The organism is Leclercia sp. GHBNCSD (assembly GCF_055805075.1).
The window spans coordinates 421,906-435,259 of the sequence record NZ_JBQVYO010000001.1 but is presented as its reverse complement, the minus strand read 5'-3'; the positions used below and the strand labels follow the sequence as shown (position 1 = coordinate 435,259).

14 protein-coding genes are annotated in these 13,354 nt (G+C 59.8%); 7 read left to right on the top strand and 7 right to left on the bottom strand.

Annotation, left to right across the window (positions count from 1 at the left end):
• The gene (locus ACT3IC_RS02185) at positions 1 to 900 is read right to left on the bottom strand and encodes a glycyl-radical enzyme activating protein (protein ID WP_103178810.1); all 900 of its coding nucleotides are present in this window, start codon (positions 898 to 900) and stop codon (positions 1 to 3) included.
• Between the two features lie 127 nt (positions 901 to 1,027).
• Here ACT3IC_RS02185 and fsa point away from each other — a divergent pair, with 127 nt between their 5' ends.
• Positions 1,028 to 1,690, top strand: a complete 663-nt coding sequence (gene fsa, locus ACT3IC_RS02180; RefSeq protein WP_103178811.1) for a fructose-6-phosphate aldolase — start codon at positions 1,028 to 1,030, stop codon at positions 1,688 to 1,690.
• Positions 1,691 to 1,780: 90 nt separating this feature from the next.
• On the opposite strand, the gene moeB is transcribed toward fsa, so the two are convergent.
• Both moeB and moeA read right to left on the bottom strand, forming a co-directional pair.
• Positions 1,781 to 2,533, bottom strand: a complete 753-nt coding sequence (moeB, locus tag ACT3IC_RS02175; RefSeq protein WP_473476017.1) for a molybdopterin-synthase adenylyltransferase MoeB — start codon at positions 2,531 to 2,533, stop codon at positions 1,781 to 1,783.
• Positions 2,534 to 2,535: 2 nt separating this feature from the next.
• Entirely contained in the window at positions 2,536 to 3,768 is a 1,233-nt protein-coding gene (moeA, locus tag ACT3IC_RS02170; protein WP_159339247.1) for a molybdopterin molybdotransferase MoeA, read from the bottom strand.
• 189 nt (positions 3,769 to 3,957) lie between these two features.
• On the opposite strand from moeA, the gene iaaA reads away from it, so the two are divergent.
• From iaaA to gsiD, 5 genes are read left to right on the top strand one after another with little or no spacing between them, the layout of a single operon-like run.
• Positions 3,958 to 4,896, top strand: coding sequence for a beta-aspartyl-peptidase (iaaA, locus tag ACT3IC_RS02165; RefSeq protein WP_156654153.1), 939 nt, complete (start codon positions 3,958 to 3,960; stop codon positions 4,894 to 4,896).
• A gap of 11 nt (positions 4,897 to 4,907) precedes the next feature.
• A complete protein-coding gene (gene gsiA / locus ACT3IC_RS02160) occupies positions 4,908 to 6,779 on the top strand; it encodes a glutathione ABC transporter ATP-binding protein GsiA (protein ID WP_325940375.1) in 1,872 nt (623 codons plus the stop codon).
• A gap of 32 nt (positions 6,780 to 6,811) precedes the next feature.
• A complete protein-coding gene (gene gsiB / locus ACT3IC_RS02155) occupies positions 6,812 to 8,350 on the top strand; it encodes a glutathione ABC transporter substrate-binding protein GsiB (RefSeq protein ID WP_214421762.1) in 1,539 nt (512 codons plus the stop codon).
• Between the two features lie 47 nt (positions 8,351 to 8,397).
• Positions 8,398 to 9,318 (top strand): glutathione ABC transporter permease GsiC, encoded by a 921-nt coding sequence (gene gsiC, locus ACT3IC_RS02150; RefSeq protein WP_103178817.1) that lies wholly within the window; start codon positions 8,398 to 8,400, stop codon positions 9,316 to 9,318.
• 1 nt (position 9,319) lies between these two features.
• Positions 9,320 to 10,231 carry a glutathione ABC transporter permease GsiD gene (gene gsiD / locus ACT3IC_RS02145; protein WP_103178818.1) on the top strand — a complete coding sequence of 304 codons (912 nt, stop codon included), beginning with the start codon at positions 9,320 to 9,322 and terminating at the stop codon, positions 10,229 to 10,231.
• A 107-nt stretch (positions 10,232 to 10,338) separates the two neighbouring features.
• Here gsiD and ACT3IC_RS02140 read toward each other — a convergent pair whose 3' ends face one another.
• Both ACT3IC_RS02140 and ACT3IC_RS02135 read right to left on the bottom strand, forming a co-directional pair.
• Positions 10,339 to 11,079 (bottom strand): nitroreductase family protein, encoded by a 741-nt coding sequence (locus tag ACT3IC_RS02140; protein WP_159339243.1) that lies wholly within the window; start codon positions 11,077 to 11,079, stop codon positions 10,339 to 10,341.
• Between the two features lie 109 nt (positions 11,080 to 11,188).
• Positions 11,189 to 11,866, bottom strand: a complete 678-nt coding sequence (locus ACT3IC_RS02135) for a type 1 glutamine amidotransferase domain-containing protein (RefSeq protein ID WP_159339242.1) — start codon at positions 11,864 to 11,866, stop codon at positions 11,189 to 11,191.
• A 149-nt stretch (positions 11,867 to 12,015) separates the two neighbouring features.
• On the opposite strand from ACT3IC_RS02135, the gene ACT3IC_RS02130 reads away from it, so the two are divergent.
• Positions 12,016 to 12,453: a GNAT family N-acetyltransferase gene (locus ACT3IC_RS02130; protein WP_103178821.1), complete on the top strand. Its 438-nt coding sequence runs from the start codon at positions 12,016 to 12,018 to the stop codon at positions 12,451 to 12,453.
• A gap of 57 nt (positions 12,454 to 12,510) precedes the next feature.
• Here the strand turns inward: ACT3IC_RS02130 and ACT3IC_RS02125 are convergent, their stop codons facing one another.
• Positions 12,511 to 12,684: a hypothetical protein gene (locus tag ACT3IC_RS02125; protein WP_168192009.1), complete on the bottom strand. Its 174-nt coding sequence runs from the start codon at positions 12,682 to 12,684 to the stop codon at positions 12,511 to 12,513.
• Positions 12,685 to 12,764: 80 nt separating this feature from the next.
• Positions 12,765 to 13,160 carry a hypothetical protein gene (locus tag ACT3IC_RS02120; protein WP_473476011.1) on the bottom strand — a complete coding sequence of 132 codons (396 nt, stop codon included), beginning with the start codon at positions 13,158 to 13,160 and terminating at the stop codon, positions 12,765 to 12,767.
• Positions 13,161 to 13,354 lie beyond the last annotated feature (194 nt).

Here is a 13,354-nt window from a genome sequence, read left to right as displayed (position 1 = left end):
TTATCCTCGTAAGGTCGCGGTTAACCCTTTCTGGGCGGCGTACTGCCGGGCAAAGTCCAGTAATGCAGGATTATCGAGTGGTTTATTAGGGGCAGAGTAGGGTTGGCCGAGCAGGGTGTATTTGTTCATGCCCAGCGTGTGATACGGTAAAAAATGGATGTCACGGACGTTCAGTTCATCCGCGGCAAAATTGGTAATCGCGGTAATCGACGCTTCATCGGCGTTAAAGCCCTGGATCAGCGGCACGCGAATGGTGAGCGTTTTCCCGGCGGCGGCGAGGCGCCTGAGGTTATCCAGCACCCGTTTCGCCGAGCCGTCGGTCCACTGCTTAAAGACCGCGCCGTCGACATGTTTCAGGTCGGCGAGAAACAGATCGATGTACGGTAACGACGGTTCGATATAGTGCCACGGCACGTGCAGACAGGTTTCCACGGCGGTATGAATGCCCGCGTCGTGGCTGGCCTGGAAGAGGGCGCGGGCCAGCGTCGGGTTCATAAAAGGTTCGCCCCCGGAGAGGGTGACGCCGCCGCCGCTGCGATCGTAAAACGGCTTATCCCGCAGGACGGTGCTCATGATCTCTTCCACCTGCTTCTCTTCACCGCAGACGGTCAGGGCCTGAGTCGGGCAGCAGTGGGTGAGGGCATCCAGATGGGTATCGTCGAGTTTTTCGCGGTGGATCACCAGGCCATTCAGCGTGCGGTGGATGACCGCGGGCGCCGCCTGCTGGCAGAGGTTACACCCCTCCAGGCACAGGCGAGCGTCGAACAGCAGATCCCGCGAGCGTTCGCGGCTTTCAGGGTTCTGACACCAGCGGCAGCACAGGGAGCAGCCTTTCATAAAGACCACGGTACGAATCCCCGGGCCGTCGTGTGTCGAATAACGCTGAATGTTGAAGATCATAATGTCGCCTCTTGTTGCGTATGAAGATTAAATTACTTTCGAATGAAAGTTATCTTGACGCAAATCAACTCTGAGGCAGGTTTTGCCGTGATAGGGTTACGGCATAGTCATTTTTGAGGACCCCATCATGGAACTGTATCTCGACACATCCGACGTCATTACTGTTAAAAAACTGGCCCGCATCTTTCCGCTGGCAGGCGTCACCACCAACCCAAGCATTGTTGCCGCGGGCAAAACGCCGCTGGAAGTCCTGCTGCCGCAGCTGCAGGAGGCGATGGGCGGCCAGGGCCGTCTGTTTGCCCAGGTGATGGCGACCAGCGCGGAAGGGATGGTGGAAGATGCGCTGAAGCTGCGCGGTATCGTCGCGGATCTGGTGGTCAAAGTGCCGGTCACGGCGGAAGGGCTGGCGGCCATTAAGATGCTGAAAGCGCAGGGTGTGCCGACGCTCGGTACGGCGGTCTACAGCGCGGCGCAGGGGCTGATGGCGGCGCTGGCGGGGGCGGAGTATGTCGCGCCCTATGTCAACCGCGTGGATGCGCAGGGCGGGGATGGCATTCAGACGGTGGCGGAGCTGCAACAGCTGCTGACGCTCCATGCGCCGCACGCCAAAGTGCTGGCCGCGAGCTTCAAAACCCCGCGTCAGGCGCTGGATTGCCTGCTGGCGGGCTGTGAATCCATCACCCTGCCGCTGGATGTGGCCCAGCAACTGATTACCTCTCCGGCGGTGGACGCGGCGATTGCAAAATTTGAGCAGGACTGGCAGAACGCCTTTGGACGGACATCGATCTGACCTTATTGCCGGGCGGCGCTAACGCTTGCCCGGCCTACGGTTCGAGGTTTTTGTAGGCTGGGTAAGGCGAAGCCGCCACCCGGCATGTTTTTACCCCCCGCACACCTCACATCCCGGATTGCGCATCAGCTTCATCTCGCGGAACTGGCAGGTCATCGCATCGTACATCACGATTTTCCCCGCCGCGGGCGTGCCGTAACAGGCCAGCACCTTAATCGCCTCCATCGCCTGCATCGACCCGATCACCCCCACCAGCGGCGCCATCACCCCCGCCTCAACGCAGGTCAGGGCGTTTTCGCCAAACAGACGGCTCAGGCAGCGGTAGCAGGGCTCGCCCTCCGCGTACGTAAAGACGCTCACCTGTCCTTCCATACGGATCGCTGCCCCGGAAACCAGCGGTGTCTTATGAGCGAAACAGCCCGCATTGAGCTGATTGCGAATGGTGACGTTGTCGGTGCAGTCGAGCACCAGATCGTGTTGGGCTATCTGGTCAGAGAGCGCGGCGTCGTCGAGCAGGGCGTTGAGCAGCGTAAACTGCACGTTGGGGTTGATGCGCGAAAGCGATGCCTGGGCCGAGACCACTTTCGGCTCACCCAGGGTCGCATCGCTGTGCAGGGTCTGGCGTTGCAGGTTGGAGAGCGACACGGTGTCGAAATCGAGCAGCGTCATGCGCCCGACACCGGCCGCCGCCAGATACTGCGCCGCGGCGCAGCCTAATCCGCCGAGGCCGACCACCAGCACATTCGCGGCCTTTAACGCTTCCTGGCCGTCGAAATCAAAGCCGCGCAGCACAATCTGGCGATTGTAGCGCAGCATCTCGTTGTCGCTCAGCTCCACCGTCATGGTTAGCCTCCAAACAGGGCGTTAAACGGCTCGACTTCCACCCACTCACCCGCTTCCACGTTACCGCGTTCGCGCTCAAGCACGATAAAGCAGTTCCCCTGGCTGAAGGAGCTGAAGATATGCGAGCCCTGATGTCCGGTGGAGCGCACCTCCAGCTCGCCCTCGGCGTTACGCGCCAGAATGCCGCGCTGGAAGTCGAGACGGCCCGGCGATTTTTTCAGGCGGGTGGCGGCGCGGACGCGCTGGCGGGCGGGCAGGCTGTGCGCCCGGTTGCCGGAGAGCTTCGCCAGCAATGGTTGTACCAGCTGATAGAAGGTGAGCGCCGCAGAGACCGGGTTCCCCGGCAGGCCGCAGAACCAGCTATCCGGCAGTTTGCCGAAGGCGAAAGGTTTGCCGGGCTTGATGGCCAGTTTCCAGAAGCCGATCTCACCCAGTTCATCGAGGATCGTTTTGGTGTAGTCCGCTTCGCCCACCGAGACGCCACCGGAGCTCAGGACCACGTCGGCCACGCGATCGGCTTCGATAAAGGCCTCCCGCAGTTTTTGCGGATCGTCAGGAATAATGCCGAGGTTGATCACCTCACAGCCGAGCTGCTCCAGCATCAGGTGCACCGCCAGCCGGTTGGTGTCGTAGATCTGCCCTTCGGCCAGCGGCTGGCCCGGCAGCTGAAGCTCATCGCCGGTGGAGAAGAGCGCCACGCGCACCTGGCGCACCACGGCGATCTCTGCAATGCCCAGCGAGGCCAGCACCGGCAGTTCGGCGACGGTCAGTTTTGTCCCCGCCGGGAAGACGGTCGCGCCGAGGGCAATATCTTCCCCGCTGCGGCGGATATTTTGTCCCGGCTTAACGCTGGCGGTAAAACGCACGCCATCGTCGGTCTGCTCGGTCTCCTCCTGCATCACCACCGCATCGCAGCCTGGCGGCACCGGCGCGCCGGTCATAATGCGCACGCAGCTTCCGGCAGGCCATTCACCCTGGAAAGGCTGACCGGCAAAGGCTTTTCCCGCCACCAGCAGCGCGGTGCCTGCCGCCAGATCCGCCAGACGCACGGCGTAGCCATCCATCGCTGAGTTATCAAAGCCCGGCACGTTCAGGGGAGAGATGATGTCGGCGGCGGTCACGCGGCCAAAACAGCGCAGCAGCGGTAAGGTTTCCTGCTCTGTAAGCGGAGAAATACGATCGAGCATCTGGGTGAGTGCCGTCTCAAGCGGCATCAGTCCGGCGGTAAAATCCATGGGTCACTCCAGGGAGAGAATAACGAAGGCGGCCATTATGGCAGAAAAGTGCCGTTAACTGTATGACACCATGGGCTTACCCTTTACATCACGGTGACGTCTTTCTATATTCAAAAATTATATGAATTGTCAGCCACGATAATGATATTTATAAAAAAAGCGGCCATTACGTGCCCAAAGGTAAAGTAGATGGGGAAGGCAGTCATCGCAATCCACGGCGGCGCCGGGGCTATCACCCGCGCGCAGCTTAGTCAGGAGCAGGAGAGGCGTTACGTTGAGGCGCTCTCATCGATTGTGGAAACCGGCCAGCGGATGCTGGAGGCGGGCGAAAGCGCGCTGGATGTGGTTACCGAGGCGGTACGCCTGCTGGAGGAGTGCCCGCTGTTTAACGCCGGGATTGGCGCGGTATTCACCCGGGATGAAACCCACGAGCTGGATGCCTGCGTGATGGACGGCATTAGCCTGAAAGCGGGCGCCGTGGCCGGGGTCAGTCATCTGCGCAACCCGGTGCTGGCCGCCCGTCTGGTGATGGAGCAGAGCCCGCACGTGCTGCTGGTTGGGGAGGGCGCCGAGAAATTCGCCTTTGCCCACGGCATGGAGGCGGTGTCGCCGGAGATTTTCTCTACCCCGGAGCGCTATCAGCAGCTGCTGGCGGCCCGCGGGGCGGGTGAAACCCGGCTCGACCACGCCGCCCCGCTGGACGAGGCGAGCAAAATGGGGACCGTGGGCGCCGTCGCGCTGGATAAAGCGGGGAATCTGGCTGCGGCCACCTCCACCGGGGGAATGACCAATAAACTGCCTGGCCGGGTGGGCGACAGCCCGCTGCCCGGTGCAGGCTGCTACGCCAATAACGCCAGCGTGGCGGTCTCCTGTACCGGTACCGGGGAGGTGTTTATCCGCACCCTGGCGGCCTATGACATTGCCGCGCTGATGGATTACGGCGGCTTAAGCCTGGCAGAAGCCTGCGAGCGGGTGGTAATGGAAAAACTCCCGGCGCTGGAGGGCAGCGGCGGGCTGATTGCCATCGATCGCGAGGGCAATGTGGCACTACCGTTTAACAGTGAGGGCATGTACCGTGCCTGGGGATACGCAGGCGATACGCCGAGCACCGGGATTTACCGTGAATAAGGGGGAGAGGCATGCCGCACAGTGATGAACTGGACAGTCAGCAGGTGCTGGCGGTACACAACCTGAACGTTGCCTTTTCCGACAACCGTCAGTCGATCCCGGCGGTTAAACACCTCTCTTTTTCGCTAAAACGCGGCGAGACGCTGGCGATTGTCGGTGAGTCCGGTTCCGGTAAATCGGTGACCGCGCTGTCGCTGATGCGCCTGATTGAACAGTCCGGCGGGCAGGTGGCGTGCGATAGCCTGCTGCTGCGCCGTCGCAATGGCCAGGTGAGCGATCTCACCGCCCTGAACCCCTCCCAGATGCGCAGCGTGCGCGGCGCGGATATCGCCATGATTTTCCAGGAGCCGATGACCTCCCTCAATCCGGTTTTTCCGGTGGGGGAGCAGATCGCCGAATCCATTCGCCTGCATCAGGGTCTGAACCGCGATGGGGCGCTGGCCGAAGCCCGGCGCATGCTGGAGCAGGTACGGATCCCGGAGGCCGACGCCGTGCTGTCGCGTTATCCGCACCAGCTTTCCGGCGGCATGCGCCAGCGGGTGATGATCGCCATGGCGCTCTCCTGTCGCCCGGCGGTGCTGATTGCCGATGAACCGACCACCGCGCTGGACGTCACCATCCAGGCGCAGATCCTGCAGCTCATCAAGGTGTTGCAGGAGGAGATGGAGATGGGGGTGATCTTTATCACCCACGACATGGGCGTGGTGGCGGATATCGCCGATCGGGTGCTGGTGATGTATCAGGGCGAGGCGGTTGAAACCGGCACTGTGGAGCAGGTTTTCCATGCCCCTGAGCACCCCTATACGAAGGCGCTGCTGGCCGCGGTGCCACGTCTGGGGGCGATGAACGGCAGCGATCTGCCCCGGCGTTTTCCGCTGATCTCCCTTGCCGAACCCGGCCATCAGGAGGCCGAAACCGAGCAGGATACCGTGGTGCCCGGCGAGCCCATTTTACAGGTGCGCGACCTGGTAACCCGCTTTCCCCTGCGCGGCGGCCTGTTTAACCGCGTCAGGCGCGAAGTCCACGCGGTGGAGAGCGTCAGTTTCGATTTATGGCCCGGCGAAACGCTGTCGCTGGTGGGCGAATCCGGCAGCGGCAAATCGACCACCGGCCGGGCGCTACTGCGGCTGGTGGAGGCCCAGGAGGGCACCATCACCTTTAACGGTGAGCGCATCGACACCCTGCCGGCCGGGAAGCTGCAACCCCTGCGGCGGGATATTCAGTTTATTTTCCAGGATCCCTACGCCTCCCTCGATCCCCGCCAGACGGTGGGCTATTCGATTATGGAGCCGCTGCGGGTGCATAACCTGCTGGACGGGGATGCCGCCCAGCGGCGGGTGGCGTGGCTGCTGGAGCGCGTGGGTCTCAAACCGGAACATGCCTGGCGCTATCCCCATGAATTTTCCGGCGGCCAGCGGCAGCGGATCTGTATTGCCCGCGCGCTGGCGCTGAACCCGAAGGTGGTGATTGCCGACGAGTCCGTCTCGGCGCTGGATGTCTCCATCCGGGCGCAGATCATAAACCTGCTGCTCGATTTACAGCGCGAGATGGGCATCGCCTTTCTGTTTATTTCCCACGATATGGCGGTGGTGGAGCGCATCAGCCACCGGGTGGCGGTGATGTACCTCGGGCAGATTGTCGAGATTGGCCCGCGGCGGGCGGTGTTTGAAAATCCGCAGCACCCTTACACCCGCAAACTGATGGCGGCGGTACCGGTGGCCGATCCGGCTCACCGGCAGGCCCGACGGGTGCTGCTGCAGGACGAGCTGCCGGGCAACATTCGCCAGCGGGGAGAACCCATCGAGCGCGTGGCGTTGCGGGAGGTCAGCCCCGGCCATTTCGTCGCGCCGCCGCGTCAGGACAATGCTTTTTCGCGTTTATAACTTAAGACAGCAGGGAACAACAGGAGAAGAACATGACAAAATTTGTTGCTCGCAGATGGCTGTTAGCCGCGAGCGTAACGGCGGCCCTCGCGGCCACGCCGGCCTTCGCAGCAAAAGATGTGGTCGTGGCGGTGGCCTCCAATTTCACTACCCTCGATCCCTATGATGCCAACGACACGCTCTCCCAGCAGGTGGCGAAGTCGTTTTATCAGGGGCTGTTCGGCCTCGATAAAGAGATGCAGCTGAAAAACGTACTCGCCGAGAGCTACACCGTCTCTGATGACGGGCTGGTCTACACCATCAAGCTGCGCAGCGGGGTGAAGTTCCAGGACGGCACCGACTTCAACGCGGAAGCGGTAAAGGTCAACCTCGATCGCGCCAGCAACCCGGACAACAGCCTCAAGCGCTACAACCTCTATAAAAATATAGCCAGCACCGAAGCCGTCGATCCCACCACGGTAAAAATCACTCTCAAGGAACCGTTCTCCGCCTTTATCAACATTCTGGCGCACCCGGCCACGGCGATGATCTCCCCGGCGGCGCTGAAAAAGTATGGCAAAGAGATTGGCTTCCATCCGGTGGGTACCGGGCCGTATGAGCTGGTGACCTGGAACCAGACCGACTTTGTGAAGGTGAAGAAGTTTGACGGTTACTGGCAGCAGGGGCTGCCGAAGCTGGACACCATCACCTGGCGTCCGGTGGTGGATAACAACACCCGCGCGGCGATGCTGCAGACCGGCGAAGCGCAGTTTGCCTTCCCGATCCCCTATGAGCAGGCGGCGCTGCTCGGCAAAAACAGCAAGCTGGAGCTGGTCGCCAGCCCGTCCATTATGCAGCGCTACATCAGCATGAACGTGACGCAAAAGCCGTTCGATAACCCGAAAGTGCGCGAGGCGATCAACTACGCCATCAACCGCGAGGCGCTGGTGAAGGTGGCCTTTGCGGGCTATGCCACTCCGGCAACCGGGGTCGTGCCGCCCACCATCGCCTATTCCCAGCAGTACCATCCGTGGGAATACAATCCGACAAAAGCGCGCGCGCTGCTGAAAGAGGCTGGCTACCCGAATGGCTTCAGCACTACCCTGTGGTCGTCGCACAATCACAGCACCGCCCAGAAGGTGCTGCAGTTTACCCAGCAGCAGCTGGCGCAGGTGGGCATTAAGGTGAAGGTGACGGCAATGGATGCCGGACAGCGTGCCGCCGAAGTGGAAGGCAAAGGGCAGAAAGAGAGCGGGGTGAGGATGTTCTACACCGGCTGGTCGGCCTCTACCGGCGAAGCCGACTGGGCGCTGTCGCCGCTGTTCGCCTCGCAAAACTGGCCGCCAACGCTGTTCAATACCGCGTTTTACAGCAATCCGCAGGTGGATAAAGATCTGACGGATGCCCTGAAAACCACCCAGCCGGAAGAGAAAGCGAAACTGTATAAGGACGCGCAGGATACCATCTGGAAGGAGTCGCCGTGGGTGCCGTTAGTGGTCGAGAAACTGGTTTCGGCGCATAACAAGGCGCTGACCGGGTTCTACATCATGCCGGATACCGGCTTTAGCTTTGACGACGCGGATCTGAAATAGAGCACTCATTCCCGCAGGCATGCCCCTGCGGGATGAGAGGAATGTGCATGCTGAATTATGTGATTAAACGCCTGCTTGGCCTGATCCCGACGCTGCTGATTGTCGCGGTGCTGGTCTTTTTATTTGTGCATCTGCTGCCAGGCGATCCGGCGCGGCTGATTGCCGGTCCGGAAGCGGATGCCACGGTCATTGAGCTGGTGCGTAAGCAACTGGGGCTGGATCAGCCGCTTTACCGGCAGTTCTGGCACTACATCACCAACGTCCTGCAGGGGGATTTTGGTACCTCGATGGTCTCCCGTCGGCCCGTTTCCGCGGAGATCGCCAGCCGCTTTATGCCCACCTTCTGGCTGACCCTCGCCAGCATGGCCTGGGCGGTGCTGTTTGGCCTGATGGCCGGGATTGTGGCAGCCGTGTGGCGTAACCGCTGGCCGGACCGGCTGGGTATGGCGCTGGCGGTGACCGGCATCTCCTTCCCGGCCTTTGCGCTGGGGATGCTGCTGATGCAGATCTTTTCCGTGGAGCTGGGCTGGCTGCCCACCGTGGGTGCGGACAGCTGGCGGCACTACATCCTGCCTTCGCTGACGCTCGGCGCGGCGGTGGCGGCAGTGATGGCCCGCTTCACCCGCGCCTCGTTCGTGGATGTGCTGAATGAAGACTATATGCGCACCGCCCGGGCGAAGGGGGTGAGCGAGAGGTGGGTGATCCTCAAGCACGGCCTGCGCAATGCGATGATCCCGGTGGTCACGATGATGGGACTACAGTTCGGTTTTCTGCTCGGCGGCTCCATCGTGGTGGAAAAGGTCTTCAACTGGCCGGGGCTTGGGCGCCTGTTGGTCGATTCTGTCGACATGCGCGACTACCCGGTGATCCAGGCGGAAGTGCTGCTCTTTTCGCTGGAGTTTATTCTTATCAACTTAGTGGTGGATGTCCTGTATGCCGCCATTAATCCGGCTATCAGGTATAAGTAAGATGCGACTGTTAAACTGGCGCCGGCAGGCCATGTTAAAGGCGATGCCGGGGCTCAAACCGGATCAGATCCGCACCCCGTGGCATGAATTCTGGCGACGTTTTCGTAAGCAGCCGGTGGCGATCGCCGCCGGGCTGTTCGTGCTGATGCTGATCCTTGTGGCGATACTGGCACCGTGGATCGTCCCGTTCGATGCGGAAAACTATTTCGATTACGACCGTCTGAACGAGGGGCCATCAATGATGCACTGGTTCGGCGTGGACTCGCTGGGGCGTGATATCTTCAGCCGGGTGCTGATGGGGGCGCAGATTTCGCTGGCGGCGGGCGTGTTTGCGGTGCTGATTGGCGCGGCCATCGGTACGGTCCTGGGCCTGCTGGCGGGCTACTATGAGGGCTGGTGGGACCGGATTATCATGCGCATCTGTGATGTGCTCTTTGCCTTCCCCGGCATTCTGCTGGCGATTGCGGTGGTGGCGGTGATGGGCAACGGCATGGCCAACGTGATTATCGCCGTGGCGATCTTCTCCATTCCGGCCTTCGCCCGTCTGGTGCGCGGCAATACCCTTGTATTGAAACAGCAGACCTTTATCGAGTCGGCGCGCAGTATCGGCGCCAGCGACACCACGATTCTGTTTAATCACATCCTGCCGGGCACCGTCTCCTCCATCGTGGTCTATTTCACCATGCGTATTGGGGTGTCGATTATCTCCGCCGCCAGCCTGTCGTTCCTCGGCTTAGGCGCCCAGCCGCCCACCCCGGAATGGGGCGCAATGCTTAACGAGGCGCGGGCCGATATGGTGATTGCTCCGCACGTGGCGCTGTTCCCGAGCATGGCGATCTTCCTCACCGTGCTGGCGTTTAATCTGTTGGGTGATGGACTGCGGGACGCGCTGGACCCGCGCATTAAGGGGTGATCGGGTGCTCGCATTTATGCCGGGTGGCGCTGACGCTTACCCGGCCTACAAACGGCATTTAACCCGTAGGCCCGCGCAAGCGCAGCGCCGCCGGGCAAGGGCAGAGATTACTTGTCGACGCCGAAGCCCTGCTTAATCAGGGCTGGCAGTACGTCCGGGAAGTAAATGTGCTGGTAATAACCGCTCACGCTTTCACTCCAGGTTTCGCCGTCGGTACGGTTAATCGCCTGCCAGTGTTCGGTCATCTGCTGGTTGTAGCGGGTGATTTTCGCTTCCAGCCCGTCGGTGACATAGGCTTCGTCGTGGCGGAAGGTCTCCAGCGGCAGACGCGGTTTGTGATGGGATGGCACATCGACATGACCAATCACCACGCCCGCGACCGGGAAGGTGTGTTCCGGTAGCTCAAGCAGTTCAATCAGCTCTTGCGGCTTCAGACGGATCCCGCCAATCGGCACAATCCCCAGCCCTTCAGAACGGGCCGCCGCCATCACCGAGCCCAGGGCAATGCCCACGTCGGTCGCGCCTGCCACCAGGCTTTCGATACTCTGGTGCGCCACCTGCTCGTTACCCGCCAGCTTCATGCCAACCTCGGTTTTGTACATATCCAGCACAAAGGTGATAAACACCGGGGCTTTGGCAATCCACGGCTGGCCGCCGGCGATCTGTGAAATTTGCGCCCGCTTTTCGGCATCGCGCGTGACAATAACCGACACCTGCTGGGAATGGACGGAGGTAGGAGCACGGTAAGCAGTGCTGATAATGCGTTCGAGCGTGGTGTCATCGATGGCTTGATCGGTAAAGCTGCGCTCGCTTTTATGGTCGTTAAACAGGTCAATAATGGTGTTCATGCGTTCTCCCGTGTGAAGCGCAAAATCTTAACAGCCTGAAACTGTTTTGCATTTAACACTCTTTGCGGTTCACGCAGGCGAAAAGCCCGGCCAGCGGCCGGGTGGGGAGTTAGCGCAGCGCAGCAACCAGCGCTTTGGCCGTCTCTTCGGAGCTTGCCGGGTTCTGCCCGGTGATCAACTGGCCGTCTTCGACAATAAAGGATCCCCAGTTCGGGCCTTTCTGGTAGTTCGCACCCAGGGCGATCAACTCATCTTCCACCAGGAAAGGAACGATGTCGGTCAGCTCGACGTCGGCCTCTTCGCCATTGGTAAAACCGGTCACCTGACGGCCCTTGACCAGCGGCTCGCCAGAGGCGGCCTTCACATGGCGCAGAACGCCCGGAGCATGGCAGACGAAGCCGGTGAGTTTACCCGCGCGGGTGAAGGCTTCAATCAGGGAGATGGAGGTCTGGGATTCGGCCAGATCCCACAGCGGGCCGTGGCCGCCCGGATAGAAGACGGCATCAAAATCGTCCTGACGCACGCTGTCGAGCTTCAGGGTATTGGCGAGCTCGCGCTGGGCCGCCGGATCGGCTTTGAAGCGCCGGGTCAGTTCGGTCTGAAAATCGGCGGAATCACTTTTGGGATCCAGTGGCGGCTGGCCGCCCGCCGGGGAAGCCAGCACCACCTCGGCACCTGCGTCTTTGAAGACGTAATAGGGGGCGGCAAACTCCTCCAGCCAGAAGCCGGTTTTCTTGCCGGTATTGCCCAGTTCACTGTGAGAGGTGAGAACCATTAAGACTTTCATTGTTTTCTCCGGTGATGTGGATAGCTATAAAGGTAGCCTGGTTCAGCGAAGCCATCCCCGGAGGGAGGGCTGTTTCAGAATGATTACGGCAGCTTCCAGACAATCCTTGTTATCATCGGGAGATATCAGACACATCAAGGATCACATCAATGATTAAGGTGCGTGAAGCGAAAGCGGAAGATTACGCAGCATGGTTAGCGCTGTGGCAAGGCTATCTCGATTTTTACGGCACCGCGCTGGATGAGGCGGTGACGCTGGCGACCTGGCGCCGGGTATTATCCCCGGATTCGGGACTGTTTTGCCGACTGGCAGAAACGGAACAGGGTGTAGTGGGTTTTGCCATCTGCGTGCTGCATGAAGGCACCTGGGTAACCCAGCCGCTGTGTTATCTGGAAGATCTGTTTGTGGATGACGCGGCGCGCGGCAAAGGGGCGGGCAGGGCGCTGATCGAAGCCATTATTGCTGAGGCCCGGAATAAGGGCTGGTCGAAGGTCTACTGGGTGACCCGGGAGGGCAATCCGGCCCGGGCGCTCTATGACAAGCTGGCCACGGTGGATGATTACGTTCGCTACCGGATTACGATCTAACTCGGTGCATAGTCAGCCCCTCTCTTTAGAGAGAGGGCTGGAATGAGAGGAAATCCCTTAGCCTAATTTGACGTATTCAGCCTTCTTTGTTGGACCCACGAGATCCCTCTCTTTTTCACGCTGGCCTACTTGTGCAAGTTTGTTGCCGTCAATCGTTGCCCAGAAGTCTGCGGCGCGTTGGGCCGCAGCCATCGCTTTGGTGGAATCAATTTTTTTGTTTTGCTTGATCATAACCTCTCCCGGTTAGTTTTTGACCATTGCATCTGAGTTTACAGCGGTCGTCTTTGCCTGACAAACAGTCCATTTTTATGTCAGGTCATACTCATCACTTTACGTCGAATCATTGCCTGAATATCTGCTACTGAAGAAGACATTTTATTGGGTGCGTAAAAAACGTGTGAGAACCCATATGCTCGATATCGTGGTTTTATCTCCTCCAATGGATTTTCTATAACCACATCCTCAAGTTCCATCATGCTGCAAAATATTGTCGAATAGACCAGTGCAATGATAAAGACGTTGCCTGTAAGTGCGGAGTGTTCATCAGTTATCAGATTTTCCAGCATACAAATGGCGAACTCTTCCCGGCGAGCATCATATTTGCAAATTATCGCTGCATGCAGGGCGCCGGGATCGTTAGCCTTCGTACTTTTTAGGCTGATATCTAAAATGCCGTCATCGTTGGCGCTTCCATGATAATGCTCCATCCCTCATCGCCAGTTGAGAACAGCGTTATCGCTCTCTTTATGAAGATAATTTTTGTCTGTTTGACTTAACGCGCTGACTACAATGCTGCCCCAACCGAAACCCTGTATGATTTTTTGGGTAGTGTTAAGGCACTGCTCGTGTATTTCCTGGAGCGATAAATTGCGCATTTCATCAGCCTTCCTTAGCTGTCATC